General features: G+C 51.6%; 18 protein-coding genes. 13 read left to right on the top strand and 5 right to left on the bottom strand.

Annotated elements, in window-relative coordinates; translation table 11 throughout:
* The first annotated feature begins 6 nt into the window (after nucleotides 1-6).
* The 4 genes from L6442_RS24315 (at nucleotide 7) to L6442_RS24300 (ending at nucleotide 4,464) form a co-directional block, all read left to right on the top strand.
* Nucleotides 7-1,029 carry a LacI family DNA-binding transcriptional regulator gene (locus tag L6442_RS24315; RefSeq protein ID WP_212981223.1) on the top strand — a complete coding sequence of 341 codons (1,023 nt, stop codon included), beginning with the start codon at nucleotides 7-9 and terminating at the stop codon, nucleotides 1,027-1,029.
* Nucleotides 1,030-1,210: 181 nt separating this feature from the next.
* Nucleotides 1,211-2,572: an MATE family efflux transporter gene (locus L6442_RS24310; protein ID WP_212981222.1), complete on the top strand. Its 1,362-nt coding sequence runs from the start codon at nucleotides 1,211-1,213 to the stop codon at nucleotides 2,570-2,572.
* 660 nt (nucleotides 2,573-3,232) lie between these two features.
* On the top strand, nucleotides 3,233-4,180 hold the full coding sequence (locus L6442_RS24305; protein WP_237099960.1) for an IS110 family RNA-guided transposase: 948 nt from the start codon (nucleotides 3,233-3,235) through the stop codon (nucleotides 4,178-4,180).
* Between the two features lie 62 nt (nucleotides 4,181-4,242).
* Complete coding sequence (locus tag L6442_RS24300) at nucleotides 4,243-4,464, top strand: hypothetical protein (RefSeq protein WP_237099961.1); 222 nt, start codon at nucleotides 4,243-4,245, stop codon at nucleotides 4,462-4,464.
* 261 nt (nucleotides 4,465-4,725) lie between these two features.
* Here L6442_RS24300 and L6442_RS24295 read toward each other — a convergent pair whose 3' ends face one another.
* Complete coding sequence (locus L6442_RS24295) at nucleotides 4,726-5,895, bottom strand: oxalate decarboxylase family bicupin (protein ID WP_212979653.1); 1,170 nt, start codon at nucleotides 5,893-5,895, stop codon at nucleotides 4,726-4,728.
* A gap of 186 nt (nucleotides 5,896-6,081) precedes the next feature.
* Here L6442_RS24295 and L6442_RS24290 point away from each other — a divergent pair, with 186 nt between their 5' ends.
* The 3 genes from L6442_RS24290 to L6442_RS24280 all read left to right on the top strand — a co-directional run bounded on the left by L6442_RS24290 (nucleotide 6,082) and on the right by L6442_RS24280 (nucleotide 8,345).
* Nucleotides 6,082-6,618: a GNAT family N-acetyltransferase gene (locus L6442_RS24290; RefSeq protein ID WP_212979652.1), complete on the top strand. Its 537-nt coding sequence runs from the start codon at nucleotides 6,082-6,084 to the stop codon at nucleotides 6,616-6,618.
* 1 nt (nucleotide 6,619) lies between these two features.
* Nucleotides 6,620-7,582 (top strand): helix-turn-helix transcriptional regulator, encoded by a 963-nt coding sequence (locus L6442_RS24285; RefSeq protein WP_212979651.1) that lies wholly within the window; start codon nucleotides 6,620-6,622, stop codon nucleotides 7,580-7,582.
* A 136-nt stretch (nucleotides 7,583-7,718) separates the two neighbouring features.
* Nucleotides 7,719-8,345, top strand: a complete 627-nt coding sequence (locus L6442_RS24280) for a GyrI-like domain-containing protein (RefSeq protein ID WP_212979650.1) — start codon at nucleotides 7,719-7,721, stop codon at nucleotides 8,343-8,345.
* A gap of 138 nt (nucleotides 8,346-8,483) precedes the next feature.
* Here L6442_RS24280 and L6442_RS24275 read toward each other — a convergent pair whose 3' ends face one another.
* The 3 genes from L6442_RS24275 to L6442_RS24265 are packed head-to-tail and all read right to left on the bottom strand — an operon-like array spanning nucleotide 8,484 to nucleotide 11,944.
* Complete coding sequence (locus tag L6442_RS24275; protein WP_212979649.1) at nucleotides 8,484-9,983, bottom strand: ABC transporter substrate-binding protein; 1,500 nt, start codon at nucleotides 9,981-9,983, stop codon at nucleotides 8,484-8,486.
* Nucleotides 9,984-10,037: 54 nt separating this feature from the next.
* Entirely contained in the window at nucleotides 10,038-11,000 is a 963-nt protein-coding gene (locus L6442_RS24270; protein ID WP_212979648.1) for a carbohydrate ABC transporter permease, read from the bottom strand.
* Between the two features lie 17 nt (nucleotides 11,001-11,017).
* Nucleotides 11,018-11,944 (bottom strand): ABC transporter permease, encoded by a 927-nt coding sequence (locus L6442_RS24265; RefSeq protein WP_212979660.1) that lies wholly within the window; start codon nucleotides 11,942-11,944, stop codon nucleotides 11,018-11,020.
* Between the two features lie 235 nt (nucleotides 11,945-12,179).
* Between L6442_RS24265 and L6442_RS24260 the strand changes: the two genes are divergently transcribed.
* Both L6442_RS24260 and L6442_RS24255 read left to right on the top strand, forming a co-directional pair.
* The gene (locus L6442_RS24260; protein WP_212979647.1) at nucleotides 12,180-13,949 is read left to right on the top strand and encodes a sensor histidine kinase; all 1,770 of its coding nucleotides are present in this window, start codon (nucleotides 12,180-12,182) and stop codon (nucleotides 13,947-13,949) included.
* Nucleotides 13,942-15,543, top strand: coding sequence for a response regulator transcription factor (locus L6442_RS24255; protein ID WP_212979646.1), 1,602 nt, complete (start codon nucleotides 13,942-13,944; stop codon nucleotides 15,541-15,543). Before L6442_RS24260 ends, L6442_RS24255 begins: the two co-directional genes overlap by 8 nt.
* Nucleotides 15,544-15,550: 7 nt before the next feature.
* Here L6442_RS24255 and L6442_RS24250 read toward each other — a convergent pair whose 3' ends face one another.
* Nucleotides 15,551-15,763, bottom strand: coding sequence for a DUF2905 domain-containing protein (locus L6442_RS24250; protein ID WP_212979645.1), 213 nt, complete (start codon nucleotides 15,761-15,763; stop codon nucleotides 15,551-15,553).
* 395 nt (nucleotides 15,764-16,158) lie between these two features.
* Between L6442_RS24250 and L6442_RS24245 the strand changes: the two genes are divergently transcribed.
* From L6442_RS24245 to L6442_RS24230, 4 genes are all read left to right on the top strand, one after another.
* Nucleotides 16,159-17,061, top strand: a complete 903-nt coding sequence (locus L6442_RS24245) for a LysR family transcriptional regulator (protein ID WP_212979644.1) — start codon at nucleotides 16,159-16,161, stop codon at nucleotides 17,059-17,061.
* A gap of 316 nt (nucleotides 17,062-17,377) precedes the next feature.
* Entirely contained in the window at nucleotides 17,378-18,556 is a 1,179-nt protein-coding gene (locus L6442_RS24240) for an acetyl-CoA C-acetyltransferase (RefSeq protein WP_212979643.1), read from the top strand.
* Nucleotides 18,525-20,168, top strand: a complete 1,644-nt coding sequence (locus L6442_RS24235) for a class I adenylate-forming enzyme family protein (protein WP_212979642.1) — start codon at nucleotides 18,525-18,527, stop codon at nucleotides 20,166-20,168. Before L6442_RS24240 ends, L6442_RS24235 begins: the two co-directional genes overlap by 32 nt.
* A gap of 465 nt (nucleotides 20,169-20,633) precedes the next feature.
* Complete coding sequence (locus L6442_RS24230; protein WP_212979641.1) at nucleotides 20,634-23,957, top strand: ATP-binding protein; 3,324 nt, start codon at nucleotides 20,634-20,636, stop codon at nucleotides 23,955-23,957.
* The last annotated feature ends 78 nt before the right edge of the window (nucleotides 23,958-24,035 follow it).

Genomic DNA, 24,035 nt, shown 5'->3' with positions numbered 1-24,035 from the left:
TGATGTATGAGTGTAAAAATCAAAGACGTGGCGCGTGCTGCTGGCGTTTCCGTTACCAGCGTCTCCCGCGTGCTGAACAATGGCGACCATGTCAGCGAAAAGCTGGAAAAGAAGGTACGCCGGGCGATTGAAGAGCTGAATTATTCGCCGAGCTTGATCGCCAAAAGTCTGAAACGGAATAAGACCAACCTCATCGGCGTCATTATTCCGGATATCACGTCCAATTTTCAGGCGATGATTCTGAGCCTAATTGAGGAAATTGCCGGGCGGAGAGGCTACAACCTGCTGGTTTCCAACATCGTTGAGGATACCGACAAGGTTGTGAAATATTTGAATATTTATCAGGAAATGCGCGTTGACGGCATTGTGTTGATGCATGAAAAATTAAATGAGGATATCCGCCTTTTCCTGAACAAAACGCAAATCCCGGTTGTGGTTCACGCCGATTTTGGCATGAATTTGCCCACCGTCATCATAGACGACTTTCAGGCGGGATACGACGCAACCTCCTACTTGATCGCTCAAGGACACCGGGAGATTGCGATGATTGCGGGGGACAAAAGGGATGTATGCGCAGGCCTGAGGCGGATTGAGGGGTATGCGGCCGCATGCAGGGATCACGGGATAATGATTGAAGAAGCCTTGATCCGCCATGGCGACTATAAACTTGCCAGCGGATACCGGTTGATGGCCGAGCTGCTTAGGGAAGCGCAGGGAAGGTTCTCCGCCGTCTTTGCGGCGAGCGACGATATGGCGGCAGGCGCCGTAAATTGCATCCAGGACCATGGTCTGCATGTACCCGGAGATATATCCGTGATCGGCTTTGACGGCAGCCAAATTGCCGAAATCATGCGGCCGAGATTGACGACGATCAAGCAGCCGGTGGACCGGATCAGCGAGTGTACCGTCGATTTGCTGTTGGAAATGATCGAGGAGCAAGGAGTTGCAAAGAGTAAGGGCAAAATGAAAACAATCGTCCTGAGCCATGAACTGTTGGAACAAGGCAGCTGCCGCAGCATCGAAACATGAAGGCTCCTTATAATTAGCACATAACAAGAAGCGCAGGTAGCGGAGGGGACGGAATCGATTCTTTCGAAGCGCCAGCGACCATTAGAACGATCCGTAACCGTAACGGCCGCCTTGCGCCATGTCAAAACTAATCTATTGAGTCTTTTTAACTGAGGGTTTTTCTAAACTAAAGGCGGGCTGTATGAAAAAACAACAAGAACAAGCTTTTACATTATTGGGACTGACCTGGCCCATCTTTCTGGAGCAGTTTTTGCAGACCGTTATTTTGAATATAGACACGCTGATGCTCGGCAAATATTCAGACCGGGCGGTTGCCGCGGTAGGCGTGGCCAATCAAATCATGACATCGTCTCATTTTCTGTTCGGATTTGTGACGGTTGGTCTTGGCATTCTGATCTCTCAACTGCTCGGAGCCGGCAAGGACCGGGAGGCGGCGAAAATCGCTTCGATTTCGATCGGGCTGAATCTTGTCATGGGCATTTTGGTGAGCATCGGTTTGGTCGTTTTTGCGAAACCGCTCCTGCATTTGCTCAAGCTGCCGCCCGAGCTGATGTCCGACGGGGTCTCTTTTCTGGTTTGGACGGGGATGTTTTCTTTTGCCTCCGCTTTTATCGTCACGGCCGATACGATTTTGCGAATGCATGGTTACGTGAAACAAATGCTGCTGCTGACCTTTACGGTCATTTTCTTGAATATAGCCGGCAATTATTTGTTTCTGTACGGTCCGTTTGGCATGCCGGTGCTTGGGGTCCAGGGAGTGGCCATCGCCACGGACGTCAGCCGGTTGATCGGGGTTGCCATCGCCGTCATTTTGCTAGTCAAAATGATGCGGTATCCGTTCTCCGTCCGTGATGTCATCAGGATGCCCAGCAAAGTTGTCAAAGAGATGCTGCGCATTGGCATACCTTCGGCAGGCGAGAATATTTCGTATAATGTTTCGCAAATTTTTATCACCTATTTTGTTTCGATGCTCGGAACCTCCGCGCTGACGACCAAAATTTATACGCAGAATATAACGATGTTCGTGTTTCTTTTCTCGATTTCCATCGGACAGGCGACATCTATTCTGATCGGACGTTTGATTGGCGCGCAAAGACAGGATGAAGCATACCGCGTTTGTTACCGCCATTTGCGGATCGGGCTGCTGATTGCATTTGGAGCCGGATGCCTGCTCGTCATCTTTTCCAAGCCGCTGCTCGGTTTGTTTACTTCCGATCCGGAAGTGATCCGCCTTGGCCGGACCCTGCTCCTGCTGTCGCTTGTCCTTGAAGCAGCCCGGGCCTGTAATGTGATTGTCATCAGCGCACTCAATGCCGCCGGCGACGTCAGATTCCCGGTGTATGCCGGACTTGTCTCCATGTGGGGCATCAGCATTCCGCTTGCTTATCTGTTTGGGATCGTATGCCAACTTGGCATTCCGGGCATATGGCTCGCGTTTATCGCGGATGAATGGCTGCGCGGCGCGGTGATGATCCTGCGCTGGCGTTCGCAGAAGTGGAGGAATGTCAGGTACTCGGTTGTCAGCGGGGAGATCCCGTTATGACCCCGGTCGTAACCGTAACCCGCCAATTGCCGAATCTCCAACATTAACAACCATCGTCACTTTAATGTGGCGGTGGTTGTTAATCTTTCGGGAACCGCATCCTGATATCGCAAGAAAACATTTGTAACGTGTACGCTATGGAATGTGTTTTTGGTGTTGGGCGAATCTGCCCTCGAAAGTAATCTCAACTATTTTTATACTGATTTTGCGTTTGTGAGACAAAACCCATAACATTTTCTCGTTGGTGGTGACCGTGAGATCAAGTGGCTTCTAACGGACACCACGACCGCTAAATGGCTAAAAACAGCTATTTTAAAAATGTAACGGACACCACAGCGCTTAACTGCCCATAAACATCATCAAAAGCGAGCTTTTTCTCTAAATAACTGCAGCTGTGTCCGTTAGAATCAAACATGGCCTGACGGTCACCACCATATATGAAAAATGGGACTTGCGTTCTTGCCCACTTTTTGAGGTACTTAAGATAGATGGATCAGAGGTCGGTTATATTTTGGAGACACACTCCGTGTTAGAATCGGACCCATTGCAACCACGAGAATCGCCGATTGTTACTACGAGTACGCGTATAAAGTGTCATCTTGTACAAGGTTGCATGATCTGTCTGTACAAATCTTGAAACCTCGAAAGGAGTTGTTCCTCTTGGATGCAATTTTGGAACGATGTGCCGGTCTAGATGTTCATCAGGATAACATCGTAGTCTGCTTGCTCTCCGGTCCGCTGGAGAAAAAGCCATCGAAAGAAATTCAAACATTCGGGACGACCACGAAAGAATTGCTGCAATTGCAAGAGTGGCTTCTGGCTCGGGAATGCACACATGTAGCTATGGAGAGCACAGGCGTGTACTGGAAACCCATATGGAACGTTTTGGAGGACACGTGTGAGTTGACCTTAGCCAACCCAACGCGTATCAAGAATGTTCCAGGCCGGAAGACCGACTACAACGATGCGGAATGGATCGCTCGGTTGCATCGCAGCGGATTAATCGAGAAGAGTTTTGTACCTCATAAAGACATTCGCGATTTGCGTGACTTGACTCGTTATCGGCGCAAGCTCCTCCAGAATGTGACCCAAGAGAAGAACCGGGTTCACAAGATCTTGCAAGATGCGAATTTGAAACTCACCACCTTTATGAGCGACATTTTTGGGGTTTCCGGTCGAGCGTTGCTTGAATCCATTGTCAATGGCGAGGTGCTCGATGAGAAGCAAGTTCGAGACATGGTCAAGTCGACACTAAAGCGTAAGGTCCCCAAACTCATGGAGTCGTTGAATGGACGATTACGCATCCATCACCGTAATATGATCCGAAGACATCTGGAGCATATTGTGTATCTCGAGAAGGAGATTGTGGAACTGGAAGCGGAAATCGATTCTCTGCTTACGCCTCATCACTTGGAAATGGAATTGCTGGACACCATTCCTGGGATCAACCATGATGCAGCGGCGAGCATCGTGGCCGAATTGGGTACAGATATGTCTCAATTTCCATCCGATGGGCACGTTTCTTCATGGGCCGGGGTATGCCCAGCCAATCATGAAAGTAACGGTAAAAAAAAAGAAAAAAGAACCAACGAGGAAGTAGAGGGCTAAAATCGGTTCTCTGCCAATGTAGTTGGGCAGCGATACGTAAGAAAGACTCACGGATCGCTGCGGTGTACTACAGGCTGGTCAAACGTATGGGCAAACAAAAGGCCATTATGGCGGTTTCACATTTACTCTTACGCATGATCTACGTCGTCCTTCGCGACAAAGTGCCTTACGAGGAACTGGGTGCAGACTATTTGGGTAAACGCGAGAAGACTATTGAGTACTGGATTCGTAAAATCAACCAGATGGGCTATAAAGTTGAGATTCATGAGCTGAATCTAACATAGACCCATATTTTGGAAGTTCAATCAAACAGAAACCTTTTTTTGCTTTGGCGCGCTTTCACACTTTAATGCGCGAAGTTATTTTTCGTATAAAATCATAATGGTTGAAATTGCACACAATAGCGGCTGCTGTGTCCGTTAGAGATTTGTTTGCGAATCAGCACCTGTGTCATGAGTGCGAATTTCATCCATCGATTGCGAGTCTGTACCCATGTCATTTCCTTTAACTCAGTCCGTTTTCGTTGAAAGTTCGCCGCTAGACATTTATCTGACAACCGGCCATTTTTCTTTGCGCAGCGCATGAAGAAGCTCCGGACCCACATGAAGATTTTCGCTGACAAGTTCCCTTGGCGTCAAAGCCATCCACTGGTTGAGGGACACGTCTTCAAAGCGGTCGCTGCGGAACATTTCCAAAAACCATAAGGTTTCCGTTCCGGTATTCTGGATGTAATGGCCATATGCAAATGGCACGTAACCTACGTCGCCCGCTCTGTAGTTGAAGGTTCTCGCCGCACCATTGCCGGCGAAAACCGTCATTCGTCCCTGGCCCGTCAAATAATACTGCCACTCATCCTGATTGGGATGCCAATGCATTTCCCGCATGCAGCCGGGTTTGATTTCGACCAGAGCGGCCGCGATCGTTTTGGATATCGGGAAGTTCGAGGAGTCGACGACCCGCACGCTCCCTCCCGGAGTGACAAGCGGCGTTTGCGCCAGCAGCCGGTGTTTGAAACTGAGCGGCACCGTTCCGTATGGGGAGTCGATGCGTTGGCTTTCCAGGGAGCCGGGTACAGGCGCCTGGAACATGTAAACCTGTTCGTCAGGCAGATGCGCGAAAGCATCTTCGGGTACACCGAAATTGGCGGAAAGCACGTCTTTGGGCGTATGGGCAAACCAATCTGAAATGGAGAGCGTGTTCATTTCGGAGAAGCTTCCGTCATCGAAGACGAGCAGAAATTCGCAGCCTTCCGCGAGCCCCTGAATGGAATGCGGCAGACCGGCAGGGAAATACCATAAATCGCCCGGGTCGATGTCGGCGATGAAATTGCATCCGTTCTGGTCAACGGCCGTCACCCGCGCGCTGCCGCGGATCATATAGGCCCACTCGGCTTGCTGATGCCAGTGCAATTCGCGTACTCCGCCCGGAGTCAAGTACATGTTAACGCCGGCGAGAGCTTTGGCAGCCGGCAGCTCGCGCTCCGTAATCTCCCGCGACCAGCCCCCTTGGTCCAGTTTCATATGCGTATCGGAAAAAGAAAACTTAAGATTCGGCAGCAATCCCGAATCGGTAACCGGCGGGACGAACATATCGGGATTTTCCAGGTCTCGTAACACATCGCGGGGTCCCCAGTCCGGGCCGCCCGCACCGTCGCTGCGGATGGGCTGGGGAATAGGCAGCTTATTGCCGTCCGGATTCTCCGGGTTGTCTCTCATTCATCCATCCCTCCTAAAAGATGTCTGGTAGATATGCTTCCAATCTCAAGATATGTATGAACGGATGCATGGCCATTATGAAGAAAACCGTTATGATATTGCTGTTTAAAGTATTGCAGACTTTTCCAATTCATGGCATCATAGCGATAATATGCGTTACCACCTTCATTAAAGGATGTGCAAGATATGTTTCCACAACTTGAAACTGAAAGGTTGATTTTAAGAGAAATTACGAAAGAGGATGCAGAAAGCGTATTCGCTTGTTTCTCGAATCGGGATGCGATGTGTTATTACGGTCAGGAGGCTTTTGAGCATCGTGAACAGGCGGAGCAGCTTATCGTTTTTTTTGCGGACAGCTACCAGAACAAACGAGGAATGAGGTGGGGAATCGAGCGGAAAGGAACTTCGGGTTTGATCGGTACGATCGGTTTTAATGCATGGTCGCCTAAACATCAACGGGCGGAAATCGGGTATGAAATCCATCCGGATCATTGGCGCAGCGGGTATGCGTCGGAGGCTGCGGGATGCGTCATCGCCTATGGATTTGAAGAATTGAATCTGGGCCGCATCGGCGCCGTTGTTTTTAAGGAAAATGCGGCTTCGAGTCAGATGCTGCTCAAACTTGGTTTTCAGCAGGAAGGCGTTTTGCGGAATTACATGGTACAAGCTGGAGCTTCGCTGGACACGTATGTCTATTCCATGGTCCGCGAGGAAAAGAGATGATATGACGAAGCTGGACTATATTCTATCTGTTTTGTGGCTTCTGCGGACGAAAGGGAAAATGACGGCGGAACAGATTGCCGGGGAACTTGAGGTCAGCGTGCGGACGGTTTACCGCTATATTGACGTGCTTGGCTTAAGCGGGGTTCCGGTCATTTCCGAGGCGGGACATGGCGGCGGCTTCAGCCTGCCGGACTCGTTTTTGGCCATGCCGCTGTTTTTTGACCTGTCGGAGTTGAAGGCGATGGCGCACGGGGTTGAGCTGGCTCGCCAGGCGGGAGATCCCTATGCGGATGCGTTGGAACGGGCGCTCGGCAAAATCAAGCAGCGCTTGAACGATTACCAGCAGGAGGATTTGCGGCGCCATGCCGCCGGTTTTGCGGCAGAGCATGCCGAGCCCTCACCCGAACTGCAGAAGATGCTGCGGACGTTGGAACAAGCCGTTGCGGGCAACCGGACGCTGATCATGTTGTATGCCAAGCATAGCGGCGATTCCGGCGAGGAACGGCGGATAGACCCCTACGGGCTTTTTTACCGTCCGAACCGGTGGTATCTGGCCGCGTATTGCCATGCAAGGCAGTCAATCCGCATCTTTCGTGCCGACCGGATCAAAGCGGCGGTCGAAACCGGGCAGCGCTTTGCTAAACCCGAAAGCTTCTCCATCCGGCAATATATCGAAGAAGATGCTATGCGAGCCGGGCCCGAAGAACGGGAGGCCGCCGTCCGTTTGCGCGGCGAAAGCGACGTGCTGGACTCCGTTGCCAGTCTGTGGTTCCTGAAAGCCTGCCGCATCGAGCGGAAAAATGAATTTCTCAACATAGCAATGCCTGAAGCCGTGATGCTCGAGTGGCTGCCGCATGTGCTGCTGTCCTACGGCAAGCAGGTTCAAGTCGTGGAGCCGCTCCGGCTGAAGCAGGCCATGGCGGAGCTGGCGGCCGATTTGTCCCGATTTTACGGCTCATCCTAAACATCCCTGACAACCTTGTTGTCAGGGATGTTTGTGTAACCTAAGAGCAAAGGCTGAGTCCCAGTGACCAGCGTGTTTGCCGCGTTGATGGCATCGGGAAATGTCGGCCTATTATATTCATAAGGAGATGCATGTCATGACCAAAAGGGTAGATTATAAAAAAGATTATAAGCAGCTCTATATGCCAAAAACAGTGCCGGAAATTGTGGCAGTACCGAGGATGCCATTTTTTATGGTCAGTGGATCCGGGGATCCTAATGGCGAGGAATTCGCCAAGGCAACGGAAGCTTTGTACAGCATGAGTTATGCTGTGCGAATGTCCTACAAAAGTGAGGATGTACCCGCCGGATATTATGAATATACGGTTTTCCCGCTTGAGGGAGAATGGGACTTGCTCGATCGGACAAAACCCGCAACAGACAAAAACAATTATAAGTATACGATCATGATACGCCAACCCGATTTTTTGACTGAAGAACTGTTCGAGCGATTTTTGGAACAGACGAGAAGGAAAAAACCAAATCCGTTCCTTGAGAACGTTCGGTTCGAACATGCGGAAGATGGATTGAGCTGTCAAATGATGCATATTGGAAGTTTTGACGATGAGCCGGAAAGTTTTTCGCGAATGGAAGCTTTTTGTACTGAACATGGATTTATCCGATCAAGCAAAATTCATCGGGAAATTTATTTGTCGGATCCCCGTAAGACTGAACCGTCGAAATTGAAAACAGTGTTAAGATTCCCTGTAAAAACAAACTCATAGCAAGCAAAAAAGCCAAGAGGCACAGGCAAATTCGCATCCAGTGGAATGAAAGCATCCATTCTTTACGGCGCGGACAGAGCCTGTGACCCGTGGCTTTTTCATTGATTAAAGTCCAAATTCTATGTTCCCCGATGCACGTTATTTGTTATTCTGAGCTTTCCACTCATCCAGCTGCTTTTGGCATTCGGCGATGATTTTATCGATGCCTTGCGCTTTCAGTTTCTCAATTGCCTGCGGGAGAACCTTAGCAGGATCGACGGAACCGGTGTTCAGTGCCGGGCCGTACTCATCCACGGCATTTTTGACGTTGGCGATTTCGGTCATCACATTCGTCGGATCGAACTGGAAGCCGAGCAATGGCGCGTTGGTTGCGGATTCATTGAATTTTTGGTATTGCTCCCATTTGTCCTTCGGATCATCCTTCAGTTTGTAGAGCAGAAACATATTACCGAGGGTAAAGGATGGCATGGAGTATCCGGAATCCGGAATCGGCTCGAAAGTATCTTCGGACAGCTTTTTATAATGTACGCCTTCCAGGCCGTAGTTGATCAGGTTGCGCAAATGTTCGTCGGTATTGAGCAGGTTCAGGAATTCCATGGCTTTTTCCGGATGTTTGGTTTTGGCGGAAATCGCCTGCATGGAACCGGTAACGGACCAGTTGAATACAATCGGCTTATGAATTGGCGTCGACACGACCTTATAACCGAGGGAGTCGGACCACTGAATATCGGCAAATGGAACGGTGTGCTGTTTATCGAGCAGCCATTTCCCGGTTTTCTCATGCTCATTGCCCTGCTTGGTTGCGACATCCGGCGGCAGGTAACCTGCTTGATAATATTTGTGCATCGTATCAAATACTTGTTTTGTTTCCGGCGTATCCCATACGTTAATTACCTTGAAATCTTTTGTGTCGATCGGCACGCCGACCGGAATGCCTTCCAGGGCAAAGTCAAACGGCAGGTATGGGCTGATATTGGACGGAATCGGATATACATCCGGCTCGTTTTCCTTGACGGTCTTCAGCATCGGCTCCAGGCTTTCAAGCGTCGTGGCCTTGGAAACATCCAGGTTGTATTTGTCCGCGAGCGTTTTGTTGAAACGCCAGACGGCTTGAGCCGGAAGCTCTTTGTTTGTCGGAATGGCGTAGTTGTGCCCGTTGACCTTGGAGCCTTCCAGGAAAGCGGGGTTTAGCGCCTTTTTGATGCCTTGTCCGTATTTGTCCAGCAGGTCATCCAACTCGTAGAAGTAGCCCTTTCTAGCGCTCTCCACATAATTGAAAGCCCAGGAAGAGGTAAAGGCAATGTCGAACGGCTCGCCGGAGGCGGCGATCACCTGCATTTTCTGGGAATAATCCCCCCAGTCGATCAGACGCAGATCGATTTCGGCGTTGATTTTTTCACGGGTGTATTTGTTGACCTCAGCCATGACCTTGTCCTGATCCTTTTGCGGCCCGCTGATGGTATACCAGATCAATTTGACCGGCTTTTCTTTTTCGGTGTTTTGGGCCTGACTGCCGGAATCGGCGCCGCTTGAGGTTTGACCGGAACTGCCGTTATCCTTGCCGCCGCAACCGGACAAAATCATGGAGCAAAGCAGCAACAGGCTGAGCGCCATTTGAATCCCTTTTCTTTTCTTCATACACTTTCATCCCCTTGTCTTGAAATTTTAAACCGCATGAAAAACAGGTTATATCTATTCCTTCACAGAGCCGATGGTAAGCCCCTGAACGAAATAGCGTTGGAAGAACGGATACGCGAAAATGATGGGCAGCGTAGCCAGAACGACCATGGCCATCCGCGTCGTTTCCGCCGGCAAGCTGCGGGCGATGGCGGAGCGATCGGTACCGCTGCCGATGGCCGAATTTTGCAGAATGAACTGAATGTTGGTTTCGATCTTCATCAGCAGCGACTGCAGCGGCACCAGCTTGGCATCATCGATGTAGAGCAGGGCGTTAAACCAGTCGTTCCAATACCCGAGGGCCGCAAATAAGCCGATGGTGGCCAGGCCGGGCAGGGATATGGGAAGGACCAGGGAGATAAATACGCGGAATTCGCCCGCCCCGTCGATTTTTCCGGATTCGATAATCGCATCGGGAACCATCGTTTTGAAGAAAGTCCTCATGATCAGAATCGAAAAAGCGCTGACAGACATCGGTAAAATCAAAGCCCAGATCGTATCCTTCAGGTGAAGTACTTGGGAAACGACGATGTAGGAAGGAACAAGTCCGCCTCCGAACAGCATCGTGAAAAAAGCAATGAACGAAAAGATCCCGCGGAATTTAAAATAAGATCTGGAAATGGCATAGGCGTAAAGCGAAACGATGGCAACCGTAAGAAGTGTTCCGACGAGCGTAATGAAAATCGTGACTCCGTAAGATCGCAGCAGTTGATCGCCCGTTCTGAAAATATAGCTGTACGCTTCAAAGGACCATTTTTTCGGGAAAAGGCTGTACCCGTTTAGAGCCAGCGCTTTTTCGTCGGTCAGCGAAATGATGACCACAAACAGGAACGGATACACGCAGGCGAAGGAGAAGAGCCCGACCGCCAGATTCACCACCGCGTTCCAGAACGGAGGCAGCTGGTGGAAATTCCGTGCTTTCTTTGGCTTTTTGGACGGCTTGTTAACAGGTTGACCGGCGGCTATGCTGTTGTCCATACGGCATTCCCTCCTTATCAGAACAAAGCCTGTTCTCTGTTGATTTTTCTGACGATCAGGTTAGTGACGATGACCAGCACGAATCCGACGATCGATTGGTACAAGCCTGCCGCCGTACTCATACTGATGTTGCCGGTTACTTTAAGTCCGCGGTAAACAAAGGTGTCGATGACGTTCGTGACCGGATACAAGGCGCCGGTATCCCGCGGTACCTGGTAGAACAGCCCGAAGTCAGCCCTGAAAATGCCGCCGATGGCCAGGATGAACATAATGACGATAATCGGCGTGATCATAGGGATCGTGATTTTGCGGATCTGCTGCCATTTGCTCGCCCCATCGATCATCGCGGCTTCAAAATAGGTTTTGTCAATGCCCACGATCGCTGCCAGATACACCACGCTTCCGTATCCAACGCCCTTCCATAAGTTGACGATGACGAGTATGTAAGGCCAATAATCCGTTTTGGAATACCAGAAAACCGGGTCGGCCCCGAAAAATTTAAGCAGTTGATTCAACACGCCCTTATCGACGCTTAAAAAACTGAAAACGAAGTAACTGACGATAACCCAGGATAAAAAATGCGGCAGGAACATGCCCGTCTGATACAATTTTGCCATCTTCTTGTTTGTGATCTCGCTGACCAAAATGGCGACCAGCACCGAAAAAAACGTGCCCAGCAAGATAAACACGGCATTGTAAAGGAGCGTATTCCGAACGATGATCCATGCGTCTTCCGTCTGGAACAGATATTCGAAATTTTTGAACCCGACCCATTCGCTGCGAATCATGCTGGCCAGGAAACCATCGGTATCGAACTTGTAATCCTTGAACGCAATGATCACGCCGGGCATGGGCAGATAACAGAAAAGAAAAAACCATACCGTTCCCGGCAGCACCATCAGCAGAAGCCATTTGTTGCGGCTGAATATGTTAAGCCAGCGCATCAAACCCTTTTCCACGTGAGCCCCCTCCTGTCATTGATGTGTGTTGATAGTTTTAATCTAGCGCAGTTGTAAGCGCTGCCTAAAGTGAAAAAAACAAACATCCCATGCACAAAACAAAGATTCATGCGAAAGGGGAGAGCTTGCGCCAGGAAAGTTGTGGTAAGGTTAGAGGAGAAAGGTAAGGCTTATTACCGTTAATTGAAAGCGCATACATTCACAAAGAGGGATATTGGATATGAAAAAGCTGAGAGATTTTTATAGAATACATTTTAGAAAAAAGCTGTTTAATAAAATCGTTTTCTTCTACTCGGTGATCACGATTCTGTCGCTCGCGAGCCTATCGGCTTTCATTTATACGTACCAGCTGAATGTGCAGGTCAATAAGGAACTGGAATTCAACAACCGCATTTTATCGAGCATCGGCAGCTATCTGGATGCAAGGTACTCAACCACGCAGCAGATCGTCCAGCAGCTTTACCGGGATGATTCGGTGACGCTAATGGAGGATGTGTATTCTTTCCTGAAAAATGATTTTTCCGGCTATTTGAACGACAGAATCGAAAAATATAATACGACAGGCGTCCGCAGACGAGATATTTTGTCTTATTTGCGCCTGCAGCTGAGCAGCTACCCGGATATCCGCATGATTGCCCTTTATAGCGAAAACCAAAAATCCGTGCAGATCTTGACCAGGGATTCCGAAAATTATTACCGTGTCGATGCGGATTTGCAGACCGCCCTGAAACGATATGTCATCTCGGAAAATAGCTTTACTACCGTCAGCAATATCAACAGCCTGGTCGCGCAGGAAAACGTCGGCAACCTGGTTATTAATTATGATTTGAGCGGCATGTATGGGGAATACCTGAAAAATTGGGGCGATTTAAAGGGGGATATTACCGTTCTGACGCCGGGTGGAGATGTTCTCTTCGACTCATCGGGCCGTTACTATGGCCAAAAATATCCGTATATGTCGAGGCTTGGCTCTTCTTCAGCCGTTCAGGATTTTGAAGAGCCCTCGTACATGAACGTGCAAATCTCGAACCGGTTCGGCTATTACGTCGCCGGCGTCATCCCCAAATCTGAAATTACGGGCAGCTTGAGGGGGCTGCGGAATACGCTTTTTTTTGTGACAAGCATTTGCATTGTGGCTGCGATGATTCTGACGCGCTTTACGATCGTCAATTTTTCGCGGCGGACGCGGGCCATTATGAAGGCGCTGGAAAAGGCAAGGAACGGGGATCTGTCGGTGCGGATTCCGGTGGAAAAGGAAGACGAGCTTTACCAGATTTCGGACCGGTTTAATCAGATGTGCGAAGATCTGGCGGAATACATCGACAAGGTGTATGTGTCAGAGATCAAGCAAAAGCAGGCGGAGCTGGTGGCTTTTCAAGCCCAGATCAAACCGCATTTTTTGTACAATACGCTGGAAGCCATACGCATGCGGGCGTTAGCGAAAAAAGCGGATGACGTCGGCGAAATGATCTATATTTTATCGACGTTGTTCAGGTACTCGGTCAAGCGCGATACGATTGTCACTCTGGCCGATGAGCTTGAATACTGCAGTTTGTATCTTGATTTGTTCCGCATCCGTTACGTGGATAATTTTGCATATGAAATCGATGCGGAGCCTGAGCTGATGAATATACCGGTACTCAAGCTGTCGATTCAACCTCTGATTGAAAATTATATCGTTCATGGCTTGATCATGTCGCGTTCGGATAACCGGATTTCGATTGCGGCAGAGCTGCAAGGAAGCGATGCGGTGATTACGATTCGGGATAACGGGCGGGGAATTGATCCTTCGACACGGGAGGAGATCCGAAAACTTTTGCAGGGGACGGGGACCAGCCATCCTTCGTCTATTGGTCTTAGGAATACGCATGAGAGGATTAAAATCTGCTTTGGTGACGGGTACGGTCTTGCACTAGCGGATCAGCCCCACCAGGGCACCATCATCACCATGAAAATTCCATCAAGCCAAGGGGGAAAAATGTATGCGTAAGGTGTTTATTGTAGACGACGAGCCGTTTATTCTGGAAGGTTTGCATTCCGTGGTGGACTGGGAAGAGCTTGGGACCGAGCTGTGCGGCAAAGCGTATGACGGGAGGGAAGCTTTCGAGCAGCTGAAGGATTCGGGGGCCGATATTCTGATTACGGACATCATGATGCATGAAATGAATGGATTGGAGCTTATCCGGAAGCTGAAGCCGCTGCATCCGAACATGAAATTTATCGTACTGAGCGGTTACAATGAATTTAATTACGTTAAGGAAGGCATGAAACTTGGGATCGAAAATTATTTGCTGAAACCGGTCAATATGAAAGAGCTGGCCGAGACGATCCAAAGCACCGTACAGAAAATCGACAATGCCAAGCGCCCTTCTTATTTTGATCCGGATGAGCTGGACATCCTGCGCGACAATGTCATGAACCGCTGGGTTTCGGGGAGGATTGATCCGTCCGAGCTTAGGAACAGGCTTGAGTTTCTTGATATTCCGGCGGATATGTCCTGCTATGCGGCTGCCGTGATCAGGGAAGCGCCCGACATGGGAGCATCTGAAGAATTGCCTTCTTGGCGGCAGGAGCATGGGCGTCAAGTCTATGCGAGCTGCAGGGAAATTGCGGAAAAGACCGGGTATGAAGGGCCGATTATTCGCTTTTATGATCTGGAGGGGGACGTGGTTATCGTTTGCTTGGGAGAAGATCCCGGGATGCTGCAGGAACGGATGCTGCAATTATTGAAGGAAATCCGGCGCGGGTTGAACGAGCGTCAAACCGGAGTAATGATCACTTTGGGCAGTATGGAACAAGGGTATCAAGGCTTGCCGCAAAGTTATGCTCAAGCCAAACGGCTGCAGGAATTTTTCCTGACGCATCGGGAAGACGAAATCATCAGCTACGGCGAGATGACGCTTTCGGAAGAACTGCAGGGGTATGCTGCTTTGGACACGCTGGAATACGAAAAGCTTCTGCTGAACCGGAACAAGGCCGCTATCGATGAATATATTGATCATTTGTTTACCGTGAGAAATACGGATCCGGTGTCCCCGGTACAAATCCGTAATTTTGCCGTCGAACTCATCCTGTGCACCAAGCAGATCGTCAAAGAAAACAAGCTGAACTACCAACTTGCCACAAGCGGCTATAAACAGTTATTTACGGCCCTTTTCAAAGCGCAAACGGTGGGCACGCTGGCAAAGCATGTCAAATTCATCGCCCACGCCGCCATTGATTATTTGTCTGTGGAGGATGACGAGTTCAGCCCGGTCGTCAAGCAGGTGCTGCACCAGATCCGCACGAAATACGCCGAAGAGTTGTCGCTGAAGACGCTTGGATACGAATTTAACATTCATCCGTTTTATCTGGGCCAGCTGTTTCTGAAGGAGACCGGCGTCAGTTTCAGCGATTATCTGAACTCGCACCGCATCAAGCAGGCCAAAACGCTTCTGACCGAAACGCAGATGAAAACAAGCGAGATTTCGAGAAGCGTCGGGTATTTGGAGCCGGGGTATTTTTACAGGCAATTCAAAAAATACACCGGCATGTCGCCTACCGAATTCCGGAACATGGTGAAGCAGGCGGCATGCTGCGAGTGAAACGCGCCTAACGCCGGAACAGCATCAGGAGAAGGGAGCCGATGATGCTGATCACCAGGCAGGTGACGATCGGAAAATACACTTTGACGTTATCTTTTTCATAGACGATATCACCAGGCAGCCGACCCAGGGGAATCCAGCGGCCGATAAGCCACCAGATCAGACCTGCCGCGATGAGGATGATGCCGAGAATGACCAGTATTTTGGATAGATTGGGCATGGCAGCTCTACCTCCCGGAAATAAATTTTGGTATAATCTCTGCTCAAAGCGGGTTTCATCTCTAACGAAACATGATATCGCTATTGGCAGCAAAAAAGGCTTGTTGAAATTTATACGAAATGTGCTTTTGTGTTTTGAGACAAGACCCATAACATTTTCATCGTTGGTGGTGATCATGAGGTCATGTGGGCTTCTAATGAAACTGGGTATCGCTATTGGCAGAAAAAAAGGGTAGTTGAAATTCTAACGAAACTGGGTATCGCTATTAAGCTAAATAAGTGCCTTTAAGACTGTTTTTATCCCAAATAACGATCTGTAGTTTCGTTAGATTTCATTTGCTTTTGTTTTTTTTTTGAACCTCCTCTTATAGTATACCAAGGAAAGGACAACAATCCATGACATTGCAGCAGTTAAGATACGTGATAGAGGTTGCGAACCGGGGGTCCATGAACGAGGCGGCCAAGCGCCTGTTCATATCGCAGCCCAGCTTGTCCAACGCCATCAAGGAGCTGGAAAAGGAGCTGCGGATCACGATTTTCGAGCGGACGAACAAAGGGATCACGTTGTCCAAGGAAGGCGCCGAGTTTCTCGGCTACGCCCGGCAGGTAATGGAGCAGGCCGAGCTGCTGGAGGGCAGGTATTTGAATGCCAAACCTTCCCCGCAGCATTTTTCGGTTTCCACCCAGCATTATGCGTTTGCGGTTAATGCTTTTGTGAATCTGGTCCGCGAATATGGACATGAAGAATACGAGCTCGCGCTCCGCGAAACGAAAACGCATGAGATTATTCAGGATGTCAAAAGCCAGCGCAGCGAGATCGGGATTTTATATTTAAACGAATTCAACAGCAAGGTCATCAACCGGCTTTTGAATGACGCCAACCTGAAGTTCACCAGCCTGTTCACGGCGAAGCCGCATATTTTTATCAGTATTTACAATCCTTTGGCCAAACAGCCGATCGTCACCATCGACCAGTTGGCGGAATACCCCTATCTATTTTTTGAGCAGGGGGAATATAACTCGTTTCATTTTTCGGAGGAAATATTGAGCACCTTGTCTCATCCGAAAAGCATCCGGGTCAACGACCGCGCGACATTGTTCAATTTATTGATCGGGCTGAACGGGTACACGATTTCGACAGGCGTGCTGAGCGCGGACTTGAACGGAAACGAAATCATTCCGGTTCCGCTCGCATGCGAGGAAACGATTAACGTAGGCTGGATCAGCCATCAGAATGCTGCGCTTTCCAAGCTTGCTTTGGCTTATATCGATGCCCTTCATCAGGCGATTGAAGGGTAGGAAGGGGAATAGCATTCCTGACTGAAGAGCAGCAGTAGAAGAAGCTGGCCTTTATCAAGGGAAATTGCCGATGAAATTTGGAAGCTTTGAAGAAATATAACATTGCTTATGGAACGCCAACGGGCTCTTTCAATGCCGATTGGCGTTTTTTTGCCGTTTACATCATAGGAGGCATTAACCATTAACTTTGGCAAAAATGCATTCCCGATCTTATTCTTGGCTGGGATTGCAACCCGTTTGCAACCCGTATCATGTTAACTGTTCTCAATTGTTGGCAATACCGAATACGCAGAATTGAGAACATGAGGTGGATGTAATGAAAGAAGCTGTGATCGTAAGTGCCGCTCGGACGCCGATCGGCTCATTTCAAGGACAGTTCGGGCGCGTGGGCGCCGTGGAGTTGGGTGCAGCGGTTATCGGGGCGGTTTGCCGGAGGGCAAACTTAGGTCTTGAACGGGTGGATCATGTATGGATGGGACATGTGCTTCAAGCCGGCCTGGGGATGAATCCGGCGCGGCAGGCTTCGGTCGCGGCAGGTCTGCCCTTTACGGCGCCGGCCGCTTCCGTAAGCCTGGTATGCGGTTCGGGCCTGCTGGCCGTGATAGAGGCGGCGCGTGCGGTGCGCAGCGGAGATGTATGCTGGGCGGTCGCCGGCGGCATGGAGAATATGACCCAAGCCCCGCATGTGCTTCCAGGCCTGCGCGCAGGCGTTAAATACGGGAATGCGGAGCTGCTGGATACGGCCCTGCATGATGGATTAACCTGCGCGATTTCGCGGCAGGCCATGGGCATCACGGCCGAACGGCTTGCCGAGCGGTTTGGCATCAGCCGCGAAGCGCAGGATGCTTATGCGGCGCTCAGCCAGCAGCGGGCCGAGGCGGCGGTGCGCAGCGGACGTTTCGCCGATGAGATCGTGCCGGTTGAGGTCCGAGAACGCGCCGGCGTGCGGATGGCCGAACGCGACGAGCACCCGCGTTTCGGCACGACGCCGGAGGCGCTTGCCAAGCTGAAGCCTGCCTTTGAAGCAGGCGGAACCGTAACGGCCGGCAACGCCTCCGGGATCAATGACGGGGCTGCAGCCGTGCTGGTGGCTTCGACGGAAGAAGCGCAGGACCAGGGGCTTGAACCTTTGGGATTAATCAAGGGTTATGCAACGGTCGGAGTCGAGCCGCAGTGGATGGGCCTTGGTCCCGTTCCCGCGCTGCGGAAGGCGTTGGCGCAAGCAGGGCTTAAGCTTGAGCAATTGGATCTGATTGAAATCAATGAAGCATTCGCTTCCCAAACAATCGCCTGCCTTCAGGAGCTTGGCATCGGTTCGGAGCGGGTCAACGTGAATGGCGGGGCGATTGCGCTGGGCCATCCGATCGGAGCCAGCGGTGCGCGGATACTCGTTACCCTTTTGCATGAACTTAAACGCAGGCAGGGCCGCTTTGGAGCAGCCGCATTATGTGTGGGAGGCGGTCATGGTGTCGCACTTATCGTGGAACGGCCGTAATTGGCATGCAGCTTATGCGGATACCGGAGAGCTGAACGGGGCTCAATTTGACTCCGGCGCTGCCGCTAGACCTGATGGATGGTTTGAACGCAGATGCATGTTGTCGGCTGATCGTACCGCACTGATGGACGAAGATACGGGGTTTACCCTGACCTATCGCGAGTTGGCCGAAAAGGTTGACATGGCCGCACGGAGCCTCTTCAAACTTGGCGTGCGGCAGGGAGACCGTATAGGGATTCTTACGCCGAACGACAGCCGGCTGCTTGTGCTGCTGTTTGCCTGCCGCCGGCTGGGGGCGATGCTCGTTCCGCTGAACTGGCGCCTGCATGTCGAAGAGCTCCGGCATATTTTAACGGATTGCACGCCCAGGATCGTCTGGTATCACGCCGAAAGCCTGACGGCATTCCCCGGATTGCCCGTCGATTCGGCATGCTCTTGGCTGCCGCTGGACCAGCTGGATGAGTCGATCGAACTGGAAAGGGCACGGCTCGCCGCAGCCGATGAAGAGATGTGTATATTTCCGGAGACGGAAACGGCAGCGCGCGAGGATGATGCGGATATTCCGTGGCTGATGATCTACACGGGCGGTACGACCGGCAAGCCGAAAGGAGTTGTGCTGACGGCCCGTTCCCTGTACTGGAATGCGCTCAATACCGCCATAACCTGGCAGCTCACGGAAACAGACGTGACGCCAACGGTGCTGCCGATGTTTCATACGGGCGGCATCAATGCTTTGACGCTGCCTGTGCTTATGAGCGGGGGCAAGGTCATCTGCGTGCAGTCATTCCAGCCGGAGCGCATGATCGGGCTGCTGGAACGGGAGCAATGCACGATCGTGCTGATGGTGCCTACGATGTATCATTTGCTGGTGCAAAGTCCGCGGTTTGCCGATGCGAAGTTTCGCACAATGAAAACCTTCCTGTCAGGCGGAGCGCCCTGTCCGATGACGGTGTACGCCTCATTCGCCGCCCGCTGCCTGCCCTTCAAGGAAGGTTACGGCGCAACGGAGTCTGGCCCGAACAATTTTGTTATCGATTGCGGCGAAGCGCTTCTGAAACCGGGCTCCGTCGGACTGCCGATGCTGTTTAACGATGTGCGGCTGATCGGTGCCGGCCGGGATGTTACGGGACCTGAAGAAGTAGGTGAACTGGCTTTAAGGGGGAAACATCTGTTTCATAGTTATTGGAACAACGAGGAGGCTACGGCCGAGGCCTGGCTGGACGGCTGGTTTTTAACCGGGGATTTGGCGAAGCGGGACAAGGATGGCTATTTCTATATCGTCGGCCGCAAGAAGGATATGATCATTACGGGCGGAGAAAACGTGTATCCTTTGGAGGTGGAGCATCTTCTGGAACGCCACCCCGAAGTGGGCGCAGCGGCAGTCGTTGGCGTGGAGCACCCTAAATGGGGAGAAATCGTGGCGGCGGCCATCGTTCCGAAGCCCGGCTGTCAGCCGACGGCGGAAGCGCTGCAGGCATACTGCGCGTTATCGATTGCAAAGTACAAAATCCCCAAGCTGATCAAGTTTATCGAAGAACTGCCGAAGACAGCGGTGGGCAAGCTGGACAAAAAAAGCCTTTTCCCACTGTTTGCGGGAGGAATGGAAGAGTAAGCGGCATCTTTATGGAGCAGTTTGGACCGCCTGATGGCAGTCCTGCTGCTTTTTTGACATATCAGACAAGGGGGCCCCGCAAAGTAATCGGAATAAGCTTCAAAGGTCATGCGTCACTTTGTGGGGTTGAATTTCCGGGGTCCCCGCAAAGTATTCGGAATAAGCTTCAAAGGCTACACGTCACTCCGTACTTTTGCTCCGCAAAAGCGCCTCTCTGCGAGAGTCGTCGGACTTCTTTCCGATACTCTCAGTACTTTTGCTTTGCAAAAGCGCCCTTCAGGCGTCGGACTTTTTTCCGATACTCTTTGTGGGGTTATTTTGAAATAAAGAATATATGCGTTTCTGGCGTAACCAAGTCTTGCAGCAGACGATGATCAGAAATGAAAAACAAAATGTAAACGCTGTCAAACAATGTGGAACTATGCTACAATTGAAGGAAATTATGGCAAAGAGAGGGGGTTGTGCATGAAGAGCAGCCGCATACTGAAAATGAAGCTGATGGCGCCTCCTGCCAAAAAGATTTGGCTGCAGCGGCCGGATTTGATGAAACGGCTGAGGTATATTCCGGAAACGCCGCTTACCATTGTGGCATCCGGACCCGGATTCGGCAAAACAACGGCATTGTCTTCTTATGTGAGGCAATGCGGTTGCCGTTATGCATGGTACAGCATATCCCCGCAGGATCATGATCTCCTCCCTTTTTTGCTCCATTTAACTGCGACATTGCGCGCGAGTGTGCCCGGATTTGGCGAAGCCCTGCTGCTTGAGCTGGGGAGTGCAAGGATAGCCGGCTTGGAGGACGTGTATGCCTTGGCGGACTTATTTTTAAATGAAGGTTTGAAGTTGGATGGAAACATCATTTTGTGCATGGATGACTACCATTCCGTTGAACATAGCGAATGGATTGACGCATGGATGCAATACGTGATTTCGTATCTGCCGGCTTGCGGCGGCTTGCGTTTGGTCATTTCGTCCCGGACGAAGCCGGACTGGGAGGGCTTGGCCGCCATGCGCGTCCGCGGGGAAGTGCTTGAGCTGTCGCGTGCGGATCTCGCTTTTTCGGCGGAGGACATTGAAGTTTTATTTTCGGATTATTACAATTACCCGCTTACCGAGCCGCAGGCAGAGGCCATGTATGCATTTACGGAAGGTTGGATTATCGCGATCCAGCTCATTTGGCAGCGGCTGTCGGCATCGAAAGATTCGCTGGAAAGCATTTTGACTGCCCCGCGGGAATCGCTTGAGGATCTGTTTCATTATCTGGCGGCCGAGCTGTTTCAAAAACAGAATTCGGTTATGAGGACCTTTATGCTGGAGACGAGTATTTTTGACGAGCTGACAGGTGAATGGTGCGATGCGGTTTGCGGCAGGCAGGGCTCGCACGCCCTGCTCGCGGCGCTTTGTCAGAACGGATTTCTGAGCGCCGTCGATGACCGCCAGTTCCGTTATCACGCGCTGTTCCGGCAATTTCTGCAGGACCAGCTGCGGCGCCAGCCGCAGTGGCGATTGTCTTTGCACAGGCAAGCGGTGCAGGTATTTGCGGCAAGAGGGCGGATCGAACTTGCGCTTTCCCACGCCGCGGAATTGGATGATCCGGAGGAAATGGCCCAACTGCTCGCTGCCGGTGGAGCCGAACTGGTGCGGGGCGGGCATTTGGAGGCCGTGCTTCGCTGCCTTGGACCGATCCCGGAGCGGCTGAAGAACCGGATGCCTTACCTGTATGTGCTTGAAGGCGATATTTTGCGGTATCGCTGCGAATACGAAGCGGCGATGGCCGGTTACCGCAAGGCGGAGAGCTTTGCGCGAGAAACGGGCAATGCGGTTGTCCATGGCCTTGCTCTTGAGGGGCAAGCGATGCTTTATCTCGACACGATCCAGCCTGGGAAAGCCGAGCCGCTGCTTGTAAACGCGATTGCGCTCGCCGAATCCCATGCCGCTTCATCTCTCTCTGCCCCCTATCTCTATGCCGGCGGTTTGGGAATGTATGGGGCGGAGCCGGACCGTGACCGGAAGCGGCTGGCGCGGTTATATGCGATGATGGCGGAGAACAAATTGAACCAGGGTCAGGGAACCGAGGCGGGGCAGTGGGCTGCGCGTTCGCTCGAACTGGACCAGGGCAGCCGGGATTTATTGCTCGAGGCACGGCTGGCGCTCCGCACAGGCAAGCTGAAAACGGCGCGGAATTTGCTTGAACAAGCACAAAGACTGGAAGGAGAAAAGGGCGGCTTATTCCGAGGAAGCAGTTATCATAGCCGGGCGTTGTCCCGTTCACATCGGGAAATCGATCTGCTGCAATCCCTGATTGACAGCCTGAGCGGTGAACCGCTGCGTGCGAAAGCGGCGGCGGAAGCGGGCATGATGCAGGGCATCCGGCTGAAGGCCCCTTATGTGGAAGCTTGCGGCTGGATCAGAATGGGGCACGCGGCCCAACTGACGGGCGTTTACGATGTCAAAGTGGCTGGGGAATGTTATCATGCGGCGCTGGCCATTATGAAAAGGATCGACATCGCCCGCGGCACGGCTGAACCGAATATGGGATTATGCCTGCTGCACGGGCGGGAACAACACTGCGAAGCGGCGTTGAGATACGGGGAAGCCGCGCTGCAGTACACGGAACAGGCTTTGGACGGCTGGCTTTCCTCGCTCATCCGCCTTAGCATGGGGATTGCATTGTACGAGAGCGGACGTTGGCAGGAAGCCGATACGATATTCGAAGAAGCCAAAGGTAGATACGAGGCCTGCGGGGACCGATTAGGTTTGGCGCTGAGCGAGCTTTGGCTTGCCATGACGGCTTACCGCCAGGAGCAGGATGGACGATTTGCGGTCAGCATGGAGCATTTTTTGGAGCTGGCGGTCCGGGAAGGGTACGGATTTTTGTTTACATCCCGAACGCTGCTGGGTCCAACGGATCCGCAGCAGCTTATTCCGCTTCTGCTGGAGGCTGCCAGGCAGGGGATAGGCGGACCGAATCCTGCTGCGATTCTGACGGAGCTGGGGATGGAGAAGCTGACCTATCATCCGGGATATACGCTGCATATCGAGACGCTGGGGGCGTTTCGAGTCCGCCTTGGGAACCGGGTGGTGCTGGATAAGGACTGGCAGCGCGGCAAGGCGAAGGAGCTGTTTCAACTGCTTGTCACCAAACGGAGATATCAGGTCAGCAAAGAAGAGCTGCTGCTGTATCTGTTCCCGGAAGCGGACGAGAAAGCCGCCAACCGTGATTTCAAAGTGGCGCTGAATGCGCTCCATTCTGCGCTTGAGCCGCATCGGCGGGTCAGAAGCGATCCTTATTTTGTGGTCCGCGATGGACAATTCTACCGGTTGAACCTTCAGGCCAGTTGGACGCTGGATATTGTGGAGTTTGAACGGCTGACGCTGCAAGGACTGGAGTCGGGCAGCCGCGATGAAGCCGCGGTTTTGCTGGAGCAGGCGCTGCTTCTGTACAAAGGGGATTACATGCCCGAACGAAGATACGATGACTGGTGCATCGAAGAACGTGAACGCCTTCAGGTGCTTTTTCTGCGTGGGGCAGAGCGTCTGAGCCAGATTTATTCGGCGCGGGGCCTTTATGACAAGGCGATCCGCTGGGCTGAAGCGATGTTGGAGAAAGACCGCTGTTGGGAGGAAGCATACCGCCTCCTGATGGAATGCCATCTGCAGCTTGGCAACCGCCATCAGGCTCTGAAATGGCATCAGCGCGCGGCGGACGCATTGGCGCAGGAGCTGGGCATCGAGCCTATGGCATCGATCCGCGAGCTGTTCACACGCTGCAGCGAGGAGAACGCATAAACGATTTTTTCCATGATCGCCCGGCTTGCAACTATTTTGCAACCGGGCCCTTTTATGATGAGCGGGAATGAAGAGTCA

Origin of the sequence: Paenibacillus azoreducens, from assembly GCF_021654775.1 — a bacterium.
Classification (GTDB): Bacteria; Bacillota; Bacilli; order Paenibacillales; family Paenibacillaceae; genus Paenibacillus_AQ; species Paenibacillus_AQ azoreducens.
This window is presented reverse-complemented; position numbering and strand designations above follow the sequence as displayed.